This is a genomic window from Vibrio sp. SCP2 (assembly GCF_059295395.1).
Window position 1 is genome coordinate 201,212 of sequence record NZ_JCAFVV010000005.1, and the last position, 14,024, is coordinate 215,235.

The window sequence follows — 14,024 nt, forward strand, 5'->3', positions numbered from 1 at the left end:
TATAGCGGGTAAAAAAAACGCCTGCTATAGAGCAGGCGTCTTACATTCATGACTTAATGTCAGGAAATTAGAAGTCGTAGCGCATACCTAGTACTGCTTGGTCTTCAGATGCTAGCTTACCAACTTTGTCTTCTTTAAGAAGGTTGAAGTCGTAAGAAACGTAAGAACGGAAGTTAGGCGTAAAGAAGTAAGTCGCGTCGATCGCTACAGAGTTAGCACTCTTTTCAGAATTACTTTGGTACTTAACTTCTTCTACGTTGTACGTTGAAGTGAATTTAGCTTGACCTAGCGTGTAAGCTGCTGCTAATTCGTAACCTTTTGCTTTTGCAGTGTTGTTACCGTTTACTTCATCGTATTTAGTGTCGCTGTATAGACCAGCGAAGTAGAAATCACTGATTTCGTAAGATGCACCAACCATGTACTGAGAAGCGTCAGCATTGATGTTTAGGTTAGTAACAGCTTGCTTATAGTTTACGCCATTTTGCTTAGCGTAAGCTGCTGTTAGGCGAACACCAGTTTCACCGATGTTGTAGATACCAGATAGTGCGTAACCATTGTTGTCATCGCCAACTAGTTTATCGTTGTTTTCTTTTGAAGATTCAAACGTGTAGTTTGCGCGTAGTTCAAAACCAGAGAATTCACCAGCGTATGCGATAGAACGGTCTGGACGGTCAGCTGACTCAACTTTGTTTGCTGCTTTAGCACCGTGGTAAGCCATGATATCTGTGAAATCAGTAACTGCTGCTAGAGAACCTTTAACAGTACCCATAGTTACTTCACCGAAGTTACCACCAAGACCAGCGTACATGTAACGGTGCTCTAGAGAATCACGCGCCGTGTCGTTGTCTTTAGTTGCTTTGTACTCACCTTCGTAGAAACCAAGACCGTATAGGTTGTCGTTGATTTGAGAAGTACCAGCGAAGTTTAGACGTACGCGAGATTGGTCTTCAGCTTTACCATCTTTTACTGCTAGACGTGCTTCAACACGGCCGCCCATTTCGATAGAGTTGCCATCGTTGTTGTAGATTTCTGCTGCGTTTGCGCCTGTAGCTACTGCTGCAGCTGAAACTGCTAGAGCGATCAGAGTCTTGTTCATCTTATTAGTCCTAATTTACTGTCCATAAATAGTTGTATAGCGAGGAGCGTCTCCACTTAATTGTGGGAGCCCTCTAGTTATCAGCGCTATTAATCCAGTCTCATAACAACGCGTTATAGCAAGTTATTGAGCAATAAAGACTAATCTCGCTGATTAGGTCAGCTAAGTTTTTAACGCAAAGTTCCATGATGGGTTAGTAAAATGATATAAATCGAACTTATGAACAGTGTTTTATTAAACATAAAATAATATCAAGTTATTGATTGTTAAGGGTTAAGTTGCGTTGTTGATAGGTTGGTTTATATCTGAACCTTTATTTTTTTTTAGGTGAAATATGTTTGCTGTCGCGATCAGATTCAAAAACAGCGCTGATTTATCAATTGTTTATCGTGCGCATTTTGCGATAGAGATCACGCTTGATTAATTTGAGTGATTTAGCCGCCAAGTTTGTTTACACTAGAGGCAATTGATTAGTTAATGCATCTACCTAGTCCACTGGATTGGGTAGTTCTGTTTTGTCCAAAGATTGCTTTGGAATGAGGTATATAATGGAAAAAGTGCCAATGACACTACGTGGCGAAAAGAAGCTACGTGAAGAACTAGAAAGACTATTGAAGCTTCGCCCACAGATTTCTGAAGCCATTGCTGAAGCACGTGAACTAGGCGACCTTAAAGAGAATGCCGAGTATCATGCAGCTCGTGAAGAGCAGGGTATCTGTGAAGCACAAATTCGTGATATCGAATACAAGCTATCGGTTGCTCAGGTTATTGACGTAACCACAATGGACAACACGGGTAAAGTTATCTTCGGTTCAACCGTCACTTTGATTGACTGTGATACTGAAGAAGAGAAAACCTACCAGATCGTAGGTGATGACGAAGCTGACATTAAAGCGGGTCGTATCTCGGTAAGTTCACCAATCGCGCGCGGTCTTATCGGCAAGATGGAAGGTGACGAAGTGGTTATCTCTACACCAGGTGGTGATCGCGACTTTGAAATCGACAGCGTCGAGTACATCTAAGCAAGTTTGTTGCTCTGAATATCAAAAAAGGTCGCATAGGCGACCTTTTTTCTTGCTCATGAAAGTAAAATTACTTACGTGGCAACTCGATTTTACGTTCTTCCGATTGGCGGAATAGAACTAAAGTCTTACCGATTACTTGTACTTTCTCTGCACGTGTTTCACGTACAATAGCTTCAATAATCAGGTTCTTAGTGTCGCGATCTTCTGATGCAACTTTGATTTTGATTAGCTCGTGGTGGTTAAGAGCAATTTCAATTTCCGCTAGAACAGCTTCAGTTAGTCCGTTTGCGCCCATAAGCACAACAGGTTTTAGACTGTGCGCTAGGCCTTTTAGATGCTGCTTTTGTTTGGTGCTTAGGTTCATTACGCGGCCAATTTTCTTTAATATAAGGGTTGAAAAATACCATTTTAACGCCATCTAACCCTGAAGACTATAATTTATTGGGTTAGTTGTTCCCTCTATCTATTAGGTAACAAATGAGTAAACAGAAACATTCCGCTAGCTCAGGTCGCTGGTTGAAAGAACATTTTGATGATAAATACGCCAATGAAGCCCGTAAAAAAGGCTATCGCTCGCGTGCTTATTTCAAGATGGAAGAGATCCAAACTAAGGATAAATTGCTAAAACCTGGTATGACTGTAGTCGATTTAGGTGCAGCTCCCGGCGGTTGGTCTCAATATGCTGCTAAGATAGTAGGTGAGGATGGGCAAATTATTGCATGTGATTTGTTGCCGATGGACCCGATTGCGGGTGTCAGTTTCCTACAAGGTGATTTCCGTGAAGAAGCGGTTTTAGACGCTTTGCTTGATCGCATTCAACCGTCGATGGTCGATGTGGTGATGTCGGATATGGCACCAAACATTGCAGGCAATAATTCAGTCGATCAACCTCGCGCAATGTATTTAGTTGAATTGGCTTTAGATATGTGTCGACAAGTTCTAGCACCTAATGGTAGCTTTGTTGTAAAGGTCTTCCAAGGCGAAGGGTTTGACCAATTTGTCAAAGAAGTCCGAGACACTTTTAAAGTCGTAAAAATCAGAAAACCTGACTCATCGCGAGCTCGCTCACGAGAAGTCTTCGTTGTAGCCACTGGTTACAAAGGTTAACTATTTGCCCATTGATGGGTTAGTTAACACTATAGCTACAGGTTATAAACTGTAGTACCCTACCTTTAATTACAATTAGTTATCGAGAGGCTGACACCTTGAGTGACATGGCAAAAAATTTAATTCTGTGGCTTGTTATCGCTGTCGTATTGATGTCGGTTTTCCAGAGCTTTGGCCCTGGAGAGAGCAATGGCAGAGCGGTGGATTACACCACGTTTGTACAGGAAGTTGGCCAAGGCCAGATTCAGGAAGCAACTTTTAAAGACGGTGAGATCACTTTCACACGTCGTGGCGGCGGCTCGCGTTATGTTACTTACATGCCGGTCTACGACCAGAAGCTACTTGATGACTTAATTAACCAAAATGTGAAAGTACAGGGCACACCTCCAGAAGAGCAAAGCTTGCTAGGTACTATCTTCATTTCTTGGTTCCCTATGATCTTACTGATTGGTGTGTGGATTTTCTTCATGCGTCAAATGCAAGGCGGCGGCGGTAAAGGCGCGATGTCTTTCGGTAAGAGCAAAGCTCGTATGATGAGCGAAGAACAAATCAAAACAACTTTTGCTGATGTCGCTGGTTGTGACGAAGCAAAAGAAGACGTAAAAGAACTGGTTGACTACCTACGTGATCCGAGCCGTTTCCAGAAGCTGGGCGGTAAGATCCCAACTGGTGTTCTGATGGTCGGTCCTCCAGGTACAGGTAAAACGCTTCTAGCAAAAGCGATTGCTGGTGAAGCGAAAGTACCATTCTTTACTATCTCTGGTTCTGACTTCGTTGAAATGTTTGTTGGTGTTGGTGCATCTCGTGTACGTGACATGTTCGAACAAGCGAAGAAAGCGGCGCCTTGTATCATCTTTATCGATGAGATTGATGCGGTAGGTCGTCAGCGTGGTGCTGGTGTAGGTGGTGGTCACGATGAACGTGAGCAAACACTTAACCAAATGCTAGTTGAGATGGATGGCTTCGAAGGTAACGAAGGTATTATCGTTATCGCCGCGACTAACCGTCCAGACGTACTTGACCCAGCGTTACTTCGTCCTGGTCGTTTTGACCGTCAGGTTGTCGTTGGTCTACCAGATGTACGTGGTCGTGAGCAGATCCTTAAAGTTCACATGCGTAAAGTGCCTCTAGCAGGTGATGTAGAGCCATCGCTAATTGCTCGTGGTACACCAGGTTTCTCAGGTGCAGACCTAGCAAACCTTGTTAACGAAGCGGCGCTATTCGCGGCACGTGGTAACAAGCGCAACGTTTCTATGGTTGAGTTTGAACTGGCGAAAGACAAAATCATGATGGGTGCAGAGCGCCGTTCTATGGTGATGTCTGAAGAGACTAAAGAGTCAACGGCTTATCACGAAGCGGGTCACGCTATCGTTGGTCGTTTGGTTCCTGAACATGATCCAGTGTACAAAGTATCGATCATTCCACGTGGCCGTGCTCTTGGTGTGACAATGTACTTACCAGAGCAAGATCGTGTCAGTATGTCTCGTCAACATCTAGAGTCTATGATTTCGAGCCTATACGGTGGTCGCTTGGCTGAAGAGCTAATCTACGGCGCAGACAAAGTATCAACGGGTGCTTCGAATGATATCGAACGTGCAACTGATATCGCGCGTAAGATGGTAACTCAGTGGGGCTTCTCGGAAAAACTTGGTCCTCTTCTTTATGCAGAAGATGAAGGTGAAGTGTTCCTTGGCCGTAGCGTAACTCAGACTAAGCACATGTCTGATGATACGGCGAAACTTATCGATGACGAAGTTCGTCACTTGATTGACAGCAACTATGCGCGTGCGAAACAGATCCTTGAAGACAATATGGATATCATGCACGCAATGAAAGATGCGTTGATGAAGTACGAGACCATTGATGCAGGTCAGATTGATGACCTTATGGAACGTAAAGCAGATATCCGCGAGCCTGCAGGTTGGGGTGACAACCCAAGCAACAAGTCAGATGCAAAACCTGAAGATAAGTCAGAGGGTAAAGCTGAAGAGGCTCCAGCTACTGAAGCGAAAGCGGATGACGCTGCCACTTCTCAAGAGAGCACGTCAGCGGAAGCAACTGAGAAGAAAGACTCAGAATAATTGTTATGATTAAGAGAAACCCCGAGGCAACTCGGGGTTTTTGTGTTTATGATTCTAAAAGCAAATAATAAAACTCTCGATTTATCTCAGCCACAAGTGATGGGGATTCTGAATGTTACCCCTGATTCTTTTTCTGATGGCGGTCAGTTTCGCGCTCTAGAAGATGCGCTTGTTCAAGCTCAGCGTATGATTGATTCAGGAGTGACCATTATTGACATCGGCGGTGAGTCAACCCGCCCTGGAGCTCCCGATGTTGAATTGACTGAAGAGCTTCAACGAACCATTCCAGTGATTAAAGCGATTCGCGAGCAATCTGACGTGTGGATTTCAATTGATACCAGTAAAGCGGAAGTGATGCGTCAAGCGGCTGAAGCAGGTGCTGATATCATCAATGACGTCAGGGCTTTGCAAGAGCCTGGAGCGCTAGAAGTAGCGGCAGAAACAGGATTACCTATCTGTTTAATGCATATGCAAGGGCAGCCTCGTACCATGCAAGCGAACCCTCACTATGATGATTTGGTAAAAGAGGTCGGTGAGTTTTTGCAGCAGCGCATTGAGGCGTGTGCAGAAGTGGGGATCGAGCGTGAAAAGTTGATACTTGATCCCGGGTTTGGTTTTGGTAAAACACTAGAACACAACTATCAGATGCTGTCTCACCTAGAAGAACTTCATCAATTTGGGTTGCCAATTCTTGCAGGGATGTCGAGAAAATCTATGATCTTCAAATTCCTCGACAAAGCTCCGGCTGAGTGCGTGTCAGCGAGCGTAGCATGCGCTACAATCGCCGCTATGAAAGGTGCGCAAATCATTCGCGTGCACGATTTTGAACAAACGCTTGATGCTATGAAAATTGTCTCAATGACCAGAACGAATCATTGAGCAGAATAGAAAGATAAAAGGAACAACCATGTCTGATAAGAGACGTTATTTTGGTACGGATGGTGTACGTGGCAAAGTGGGCCAGTACCCAATTACTCCTGATTTTGTGCTTAAGCTAGGCTGGGCTGCGGGTCGCGTATTGGCCAAGCAGGGTACAAAGAAAGTCATCATCGGTAAGGACACACGCATTTCAGGTTACATGCTTGAGTCTGCTCTTGAGGCGGGTTTGGCCGCAGCAGGGTTAAAAGCGACCTTTACTGGCCCAATGCCAACACCGGCAGTCGCATACCTGACGCAAACTTTCCGCGCAGAAGCGGGCATCGTGATTTCAGCATCGCACAACCCATATTACGATAACGGTATTAAATTCTTCTCGTCAGAAGGCACTAAGCTACCAGATGATATCGAGCTGGCGATTGAAGCAGAGCTTGATAAAGACATTGAATGTGTGGAGTCGGCATTACTTGGTAAAGCAAGCCGTCTTAACGACGCTGCGGGCCGTTACATTGAATTTTGTAAGAGCACTTTCCCATCAGAGCTAAGTCTAGCGGGTAAAAAAATCGTGGTCGATTGCGCGCATGGTGCGACTTACCATATTGCTCCAGCTGTGTTTAGCGAGCTAGGTGCAGAAGTGATCGCCATGGGTATTGAGCCTAATGGTACCAACATCAACGCAGAAGTAGGTGCTACAGATGTGCGTGCTCTACAAAAACGTGTGGTTGAAGAAGGTGCAGAGCTTGGTTTGGCTTTCGATGGTGATGGCGATCGTATCATCATGGTCGATCACCTAGGTAACAAGATTGATGGTGACCAAATTGCTTATATTATCGCACGTGATGCCCTGCGTCGCGGTGAGCTAAAAGGTGGTGTCGTTGGTACGCTGATGACCAACCTTGGTATGGAAAATGGCTTAAAACAGCTAGGCATTCCATTTGTACGCGCTGCTGTTGGTGACCGCTACGTTATGGAGCAACTGCTAGAAAAAGGCTGGAAAATCGGCGCTGAGAACTCAGGTCACGTAATTCTGCTAGATAAAGTGACGACGGGTGATGCCATTGTTGCTGCGCTTCAGGTGCTTGCATCGGTTGTGGGCAGTGATATGTCTCTCCACGAGCTTTCGCAAGGCATGACTCTTTACCCACAAGTTCTAGAGAATGTTCGTTTCTCTGGTGATTCTAACCCACTAGAAGCGGATGCCGTGAAAGCGTCAGTGGCTGAAGTGGAAGCAGAATTAGGTGACAAAGGGCGTGTATTGCTACGCAAGTCAGGTACAGAGCCTCTAATTCGCGTCATGGTTGAAGGTGAAGATGCAGAGCTAGTTCAGTCTTCTGCGCTGAAGATTGCCGAAGCCGTTAAGTCGAGTTTCTAGATTACAGCAAATGCTGAGTTTAGAGCGCTGCCTTCGGGTGGCGCTTTTTATTGTGCGTTACCCAGACAAATGCTTGATTGGAACTGGGGTTGTTATGGTACGATTAGTGCGATTTTAAGGGTGATGATTGATATGCCACAGCAACAGTATTTACAAGAAATGGGAATCCAGTGCTATCAGCTGGCACACCCTGAAAGGTTATTGGGATACCTATCACCACAACTGATCTTGCCTGATAACTGTAAATTGCTGCTTGTTTCTCCTCAACTTCCTCAGGGGAAAACGGCAGAGATGTTTGAGCGGGTATTAAAAAGCATCAAGTTGTCACTTGAACAGGCTCTACATGTTACTCCAGAGCAATTGAGCCAGCTCGATAACGATAATCATCATCTAGAGTGGATTTGGTTTGCCGGATGCGATCAGCAAGATCGTCTTGAAGCTAAAGCGCTTGTTTCCCCATTACTGGCTCAAGTTGATGGTAACAACGAACAACGCCGAGCCCTATGGCAACAGATCTGTTCTTATCAGTAATCGTGACCCCTTATGAGCCAATCTTCAATTTTACCGCTCGCATTAGAGCATCTTGATCAAGTGTGGAATATTGAGCAAAGCGCCCACTCTCACCCTTGGTCTGAAACCATGATTCGTGACCTAAATAGTCGCGGTGCGCGCCACCATGTGTTGGTGGTTGAAAAACAAGTCGTGGGTTATTTCTATGCCCAGAATATCGTTGGTGAAGTTACTTTGCTCAATGTTGCGGTTAGTCCTAGCCAACAAGGGCTAGGCTACGGTAAGCAGTTAATGGAAGCTTTCCTAGATATTTGCGAGCAAGATCAGGCTGACAGCGCTTGGTTAGAGGTGCGAGAAAGCAATAGCAATGCGTTTGGTCTCTACGAATCGATTGGCTTTAATGAAGTCGATCGCCGCATCAACTACTACCCGACAACGTCAGGTAAAGAAGATGCGATCATCATGAGTTATATCTTTTTTTAGACAGCTACTTTTGTACCGCTTTGACGACCGAAGGGCCTTCTACGGGGTAAAAGTTCTTTTCAAACCGTTCATTCAGTTCTGAGGCTGGTAAAGGTTTGTCAAACAAGTAGCCTTGGAATTGAGCACAGCCAAGCTGTTTAAGCGCATTGAGCTCATTAGCATCTTCGACACCTTCCGCAATCACTTCTAAATTGAGTCTACGTGCGGTCATAATGATGGTATCAACGATCGCTTGGTCACTCTCATCTAAATGAAGCTGGGTAACGAAAGAGCGGTCGATTTTTAGTACGTCGACAGACAGGTGTTTCAAATAACGTAGTGAAGAATACCCAGTACCAAAATCATCGATCGATGTTTTTAGGTTGTGCTCTTTCAACTCTGCCATTTTCTGAATCGCTGCTTCGACATTCTCTAACAGTAGATTCTCGGTAATCTCTAGCTCAATATGTTCACCGTCAATGTCCGCTTGGGCGAGGGAGTCAACGATGTGCTCCACAAACGATGGTTGAGAAAACTGTAATGGGCTGATGTTAATTGCCAGCCTTCGGAAAGTGCTTGGGAGTATCCCTTCTTTTTTCCAGTGAGAAAATTGATAGCAAGCTTGCTCAATGATCCAATTACCAATTTGCAGGATTTGCCCTGTTTCTTCGGCGATTGGCATAAACACCCCTGGCGGTAACACCCCTTTCTGTGGGTGGTTCCAACGAATCAGTGCTTCAACACCAATGATATTATGATTGTCATCGACCTGAGGCTGATAGTAGAGCTCAAGCTGGCCTTGGTTGAGAGCCTCATGCAGCCCTTTTTCAATTTCTAGGAAAGATTCTACCTGAGCCTGCATCTCTGGCTCATAGAACATGTATTTGTTTCGCCCTGCTGTTTTAGCGCGATAAAGGGCGGTATCAGCTTGGCGCAACACATCGATATTGGTGCTACCTACCGATGGGAAGATAGCGATGCCGACACTGACCGTACAGTAGAGCTGGTGGTCATCAATAGAGTATGGGTTGGAGACAAGAGCTAGGAGCTGCTGAGCAAACTCATGTGCTTTGTCTGCGCTAGTATTGGGCAGCAAGATTGCAAACTCATCCCCGCCGATACGAGCCGCTGTGAAGTCATCTCGCAGCCAAGCTTCGATCCGTTTTGATATCGCCTTAATTAAATTATCCCCAATCGTATGACCGAGAGAGTCATTGATGGTTTTAAATCTGTCTAAATCTAAGTAGAAAAGTGCACCCGCTTGGTTATTAGTGTTGGCTTCTTCGATCGAGTCTTTGAGCATTTGCAAAAGTAAACTGCGGTTAGCTAACCCAGTTAGAGAGTCGTAGTAAGCCAGTTGATTGAGCTGTACCGCTGCAGCTTCTCTCTCTTTCCAAAGAGTATGGAAGGTTTTCGCTAACTGGCCAAGCTCATCATCTCGATAGAGAGTCGGTGGCGGAAGGTCACTTTTGGTATTTTGTAGTGAGCGTACCCACTCAATTAACGTAACCAGTGGTTTGGAAAGCTTTTGATAGAAGAACATCAATAGGATTGACGTTAAAAGGATATTTCGAAATAGGTCAAACAGCAGTATTTGACTGGTTTTGGCAATAAAGTCTTTGGCAATATTAGCGCCATTGACGGAGAAGCTTAAGGTTCCGACCACAACGTGTGAGTTAGGTTGATGCAAGTCAGTGGTATAAATCGGCGTCGTTGGGGTTAGATAGCTAGACAGAGCTTCAGTGAAATCACCTTGCAGTGACACATTGCGCTCTTTTTCCGTTAGCGTATCACCAAAGTCATCGACAATTTGCACCTTGTAGACCGCATTGTCCATCATCAAGCTAGAAGCAACTTGTTCCGCCAATAACTGATTGAGGTGGTAGGCCGCTTGACTGGCATTTGAATAGTTCTGTAGGAGCTTGAACTGGTAATGTTCTTCTATGCGCTTTTGCTCCTGATGGAGATCCACCAAGATATGATAAAAGCTAAAGCAGATCCCTAGAATAACGGAAACTAGGAATACTGTTTTCGCTTGACGAAAAGCGAGTGAGTTTATTTTCTTGCTTTTAGGCATAGTTCAGATCGGTTCCCTCTACTCCTTTAGTTATAGCCCAATTTCATTGATATTTTAATAGACAGGGAAATTGACGTTGATTTTGTGCCATTTTCGCTGTGGAAGTTGCCCCACAGTCCATTATAAGCGAAAATACCGCGCAAAATTGAATCGACCATTTACGCTAGGGTATTTCTTGCCTTCTCTAGCGCTTAGACAGAAGAAGAACCTTTCATGTCAAATACTCCATTTCTAGGCGAAGTGTCTAAACGTAGAACATTCGCTATTATCTCGCACCCGGATGCGGGTAAAACCACGATTACAGAAAAAGTACTATTGTTCGGACGTGCTATCCAAACAGCGGGTACTGTTAAAGGCCGTGGCTCAGCTCAACACGCAAAATCTGACTGGATGGAGATGGAGAAAGAGCGTGGTATCTCGGTAACAACGTCTGTCATGCAGTTTCCGTTCAACGATTGTTTGGTTAACCTTCTCGATACCCCAGGACACGAAGACTTCTCGGAAGATACTTATCGTACATTGACGGCGGTTGACTCCTGTTTGATGGTAATCGACGCGGCGAAAGGTGTCGAGGACCGTACTCGTAAACTGATGGAAGTAACACGTTTACGCGATACACCAATCGTCACTTTCATGAACAAATTAGACCGTGATGTTCGTGACCCGATGGAAGTCCTAGACGAGGTTGAAAGCGAGCTAGGCATGATGTGTGCGCCTATCTCTTGGCCTATCGGTTGTGGTAAAGAGTTTAAAGGGGTTTACCACATTCACCGTGATGAAACGATTCTTTATGAATCTGGCCACGGTCATGAGATTCAAGAAGTACGCACCATCAAAGGGCTTGATAATCCAGAGCTAGATCAAGCAGTAGGCGCAGACCTTGCTGAAAGTGTTCGAGAGGAACTTGAGCTAGTTATGGGAGCTTGTCCTGAGTTTGATCTTGAGCTGTTCCTACAAGGTGAATTAACACCTGTCTATTTTGGTACTGCACTAGGTAACTTTGGTGTTGACCATATGCTAGAAGGTCTTACTAAGTGGGCGCCAGCACCTCAAACGCGTGAAGCTAATGAGCGTTCAGTAGAAGCAACAGAAGAAAACTTCTCAGGTTTCGTCTTTAAGATCCAAGCCAACATGGATCCTAAGCACCGTGACCGCATTGCCTTTATGCGAATTGTATCGGGTACCTACAAGCAAGGTATGAAGATGAATCATGTGCGTATCGGTAAGCAAATCAATATCTCTGATGCGGTAACCTTTATGGCCGGTGACCGTTCACGTGCAGAAAACGCTTACGCAGGTGATATTATTGGTCTTCACAACCACGGTACAATCCAGATTGGTGATACCTTTACTCAAGGTGAAGTGCTGAAGTTCTCTGGCATTCCTAACTTTGCACCAGAGCTATTCCGCCGCATTCGTCTAAGAGATCCACTGAAGCAGAAACAGCTACTAAAAGGTCTAGTTCAGCTTTCTGAAGAAGGTGCAGTACAGGTATTCCGCCCACTACAAAACAACGATCTAATCGTAGGTGCGGTAGGTGTACTTCAGTTTGACGTCGTGGTAGCGCGCCTGAAAGCAGAATACAACGTAGAAGCGATCTACGAGAGCGTAAACGTCGCAACTGCACGCTGGGTAGAGTGTGAAGATGGTAAGAAACTGGATGAATTCCAGCGTAAGAACCAAACTAACCTAGCGCTAGATGGTGGTGATAACCTAACCTACATCGCACCAACTATGGTGAACCTGAATCTAGCGAAAGAGCGTTTTCCAGAAGTTGAGTTCCGCGCCACCCGCGAGCACTGATAGTTTGGCTTAATCGCAAAATTTAAGTATCAATGCCGCCTTATTTAAGGCGGCATTTTTTGTTTAGGGGGTTAGAACGGACTTCGTCCTATAGAACGCTTCGCTTATGGAAAACGGGATCGGGCTTCGCCCTTCGGGAAAAATAAAGTTGACCCTCTAAGGTGCTCACTCAACCTTAGTTATCCAGTTATCCAGTTATCCAGTTATCCAGTTATCCAGTTATCCAGTTATCCGTAGGACGAAGTCCGTTCCCGTATCCCATATCACTAGCGAAGCGCGCGCAAACAAAAAGGGTTGATGCTCGCACATCAACCCTCCAAATTTCTCTAGCTCTTTCGCTATTTCTTCTTCTTAGCGACTTTCTTTTTGCCTTTAGCGACAGACTTTTTCTTGTCGTCTTTTTTCTTTTTCTTGAATGTTGGCTTTTTGTGCTTTGGACGCATTTCTTTAATGAAGCGCTCTTTGATCTCTTCTTTTACGTAGCGAGCAACGCGATCCATCATTGGTTGGTCGTGTGCTTCTACTAGTGAGATAGCGTTACCTTTCTTACCTGCACGTGCGGTACGGCCGATACGATGCAGATACACGTCAGCGCTGCGCGGCATATCGTAGTTGATCACGTGGCTAACATCTGGAAGGTCGATACCGCGAGCAGCAACATCGGTCGCTAGAAGAACATTGACGCTTCCATCACGGAAGCGGGCAATCGCATTGTTACGGCGATCTTGAGGCATTTCGCCTTGGATCCATGCACAATGGATTTCCGCTTTCTCAAGTTCAACACGCAGCTCTGATAAGCGCTCACGCGTTTTTAGGAACACGATTGAACGCTCAGCTTGGTCATTGATGATCTTTTTCAGTAGCTCAAGCTTGTGCGTCATATCGTCAGCACGGTGATACCACTGGGCAATCTTTTTACGCTCACGGCGTGAAGGCTCTGCGTCTATCTCTGCAGGCTCTTTAAGTAGGTCTGCAGTAAAACCTTCAACACCTTTACCTTCTAGCGTCGCTGAGAAGAGTAAAGTTTGTTTACGCCAACGACACTCGGCAGAGAGGCGGTCAACGGTTGGGCCAAAACCCATGTCTAGCATGCGGTCAGCTTCATCTAGGATCAGCCATTCGATCGCTCGACAGTCAAAACGTTCTGCGTTGATGTATTCCATCAAACGTCCTGGTGTTGCGACGACGATATCTTGAGTTTTACCTAAGATTTCAGCGTGCTCTTGATACTGCACACCACCAGTAATGGTGAAGATATTGAGCTTAGTGTGCTTAGCCAGTGCACGTGCTTGATCGGCAACCTGCATCGCTAACTCACGAGTTGGCGTTAATATTAGAATGCGCGCAGGTCCTGGCTTACGGCGAGGGAAGTCTTGCAAATATTGCAGAGCAGGCAAGACAAAGGCTGCGGTTTTACCCGTCCCTGTCGGTGCGGAAGCTAAAATGTCGCGGCCATCTAAAGCTTGTGGAATGGCTTCAGCTTGAATTTGCGTTGGGCGGTCGTAACCCATTTCTTCGATTGCGAGGAGTAGGTTAGGGTCTAACTCTAATTCAGCAAAATTTCTGATCACTATGATGTCTCCACAAGCCAGTTGGTGTGAACAATAAATTTAAG

General features: G+C 45.4%; 12 protein-coding genes. 8 read left to right on the forward strand and 4 right to left on the reverse strand.

From position 1 onward, the window contains the following. Positions 1-67: 67 nt before the first annotated feature. Positions 68-1,096 (reverse strand): porin, encoded by a 1,029-nt coding sequence (locus AC5O63_RS15740; protein WP_494505551.1) that lies wholly within the window; start codon positions 1,094-1,096, stop codon positions 68-70. 548 nt (positions 1,097-1,644) lie between these two features. Here AC5O63_RS15740 and greA point away from each other — a divergent pair. Beyond that, positions 1,645-2,118, forward strand: coding sequence for a transcription elongation factor GreA (gene greA, locus AC5O63_RS15745; protein ID WP_004742661.1), 474 nt, complete (start codon positions 1,645-1,647; stop codon positions 2,116-2,118). 70 nt (positions 2,119-2,188) lie between these two features. On the opposite strand, the gene yhbY is transcribed toward greA, so the two are convergent. Continuing rightward, positions 2,189-2,485: a ribosome assembly RNA-binding protein YhbY gene (gene yhbY / locus AC5O63_RS15750; RefSeq protein WP_004742662.1), complete on the reverse strand. Its 297-nt coding sequence runs from the start codon at positions 2,483-2,485 to the stop codon at positions 2,189-2,191. A gap of 113 nt (positions 2,486-2,598) precedes the next feature. Here yhbY and rlmE point away from each other — a divergent pair, with 113 nt between their 5' ends. The 6 genes from rlmE to rimI all read left to right on the forward strand — a co-directional run bounded on the left by rlmE (position 2,599) and on the right by rimI (position 8,550). Next, the gene (gene rlmE / locus AC5O63_RS15755; protein ID WP_004742663.1) at positions 2,599-3,228 is read left to right on the forward strand and encodes a 23S rRNA (uridine(2552)-2'-O)-methyltransferase RlmE; all 630 of its coding nucleotides are present in this window, start codon (positions 2,599-2,601) and stop codon (positions 3,226-3,228) included. A gap of 107 nt (positions 3,229-3,335) precedes the next feature. Further along, positions 3,336-5,309 (forward strand): ATP-dependent zinc metalloprotease FtsH, encoded by a 1,974-nt coding sequence (gene ftsH / locus AC5O63_RS15760; RefSeq protein ID WP_494505552.1) that lies wholly within the window; start codon positions 3,336-3,338, stop codon positions 5,307-5,309. 48 nt (positions 5,310-5,357) lie between these two features. Then, positions 5,358-6,188 carry a dihydropteroate synthase gene (folP, locus tag AC5O63_RS15765; RefSeq protein WP_494505553.1) on the forward strand — a complete coding sequence of 277 codons (831 nt, stop codon included), beginning with the start codon at positions 5,358-5,360 and terminating at the stop codon, positions 6,186-6,188. Positions 6,189-6,216: 28 nt separating this feature from the next. Then, on the forward strand, positions 6,217-7,557 hold the full coding sequence (glmM, locus tag AC5O63_RS15770; RefSeq protein WP_171324612.1) for a phosphoglucosamine mutase: 1,341 nt from the start codon (positions 6,217-6,219) through the stop codon (positions 7,555-7,557). Positions 7,558-7,683: 126 nt separating this feature from the next. After that, entirely contained in the window at positions 7,684-8,088 is a 405-nt protein-coding gene (locus tag AC5O63_RS15775; RefSeq protein ID WP_494505587.1) for a DNA polymerase III subunit psi, read from the forward strand. A 12-nt stretch (positions 8,089-8,100) separates the two neighbouring features. Next, positions 8,101-8,550 (forward strand): ribosomal protein S18-alanine N-acetyltransferase, encoded by a 450-nt coding sequence (gene rimI, locus AC5O63_RS15780; RefSeq protein WP_494505554.1) that lies wholly within the window; start codon positions 8,101-8,103, stop codon positions 8,548-8,550. A 4-nt stretch (positions 8,551-8,554) separates the two neighbouring features. Here rimI and AC5O63_RS15785 read toward each other — a convergent pair whose 3' ends face one another. Then, entirely contained in the window at positions 8,555-10,606 is a 2,052-nt protein-coding gene (locus AC5O63_RS15785) for a putative bifunctional diguanylate cyclase/phosphodiesterase (protein ID WP_171324608.1), read from the reverse strand. Between the two features lie 213 nt (positions 10,607-10,819). Between AC5O63_RS15785 and prfC the strand changes: the two genes are divergently transcribed. After that, complete coding sequence (gene prfC, locus AC5O63_RS15790) at positions 10,820-12,409, forward strand: peptide chain release factor 3 (protein WP_494505555.1); 1,590 nt, start codon at positions 10,820-10,822, stop codon at positions 12,407-12,409. Positions 12,410-12,747: 338 nt separating this feature from the next. On the opposite strand, the gene srmB is transcribed toward prfC, so the two are convergent. Beyond that, positions 12,748-13,980, reverse strand: a complete 1,233-nt coding sequence (gene srmB / locus AC5O63_RS15795) for an ATP-dependent RNA helicase SrmB (RefSeq protein WP_494505556.1) — start codon at positions 13,978-13,980, stop codon at positions 12,748-12,750. Between the last annotated feature and the right edge of the window lie 44 nt (positions 13,981-14,024).

What these genes read in the sequence shown, in the direction of transcription:
- AC5O63_RS15785 (WP_171324608.1), bottom strand. Translation starts at nt 10,606, where the DNA reads ATGCCTAAAAGCAAGAAAATAAACTCACTCGCTTTTCGTCAAGCGAAA.
- rlmE (WP_004742663.1), top strand. Translation starts at nt 2,599, where the DNA reads ATGAGTAAACAGAAACATTCCGCTAGCTCAGGTCGCTGGTTGAAAGAA.
- ftsH (WP_494505552.1), top strand. Translation starts at nt 3,336, where the DNA reads ATGGCAAAAAATTTAATTCTGTGGCTTGTTATCGCTGTCGTATTGATG.
- AC5O63_RS15740 (WP_494505551.1), bottom strand. Translation starts at nt 1,096, where the DNA reads ATGAACAAGACTCTGATCGCTCTAGCAGTTTCAGCTGCAGCAGTAGCT.
- glmM (WP_171324612.1), top strand. Translation starts at nt 6,217, where the DNA reads ATGTCTGATAAGAGACGTTATTTTGGTACGGATGGTGTACGTGGCAAA.
- greA (WP_004742661.1), top strand. Translation starts at nt 1,645, where the DNA reads ATGGAAAAAGTGCCAATGACACTACGTGGCGAAAAGAAGCTACGTGAA.
- rimI (WP_494505554.1), top strand. Translation starts at nt 8,101, where the DNA reads ATGAGCCAATCTTCAATTTTACCGCTCGCATTAGAGCATCTTGATCAA.
- folP (WP_494505553.1), top strand. Translation starts at nt 5,358, where the DNA reads ATGATTCTAAAAGCAAATAATAAAACTCTCGATTTATCTCAGCCACAA.
- prfC (WP_494505555.1), top strand. Translation starts at nt 10,820, where the DNA reads ATGTCAAATACTCCATTTCTAGGCGAAGTGTCTAAACGTAGAACATTC.
- yhbY (WP_004742662.1), bottom strand. Translation starts at nt 2,485, where the DNA reads ATGAACCTAAGCACCAAACAAAAGCAGCATCTAAAAGGCCTAGCGCAC.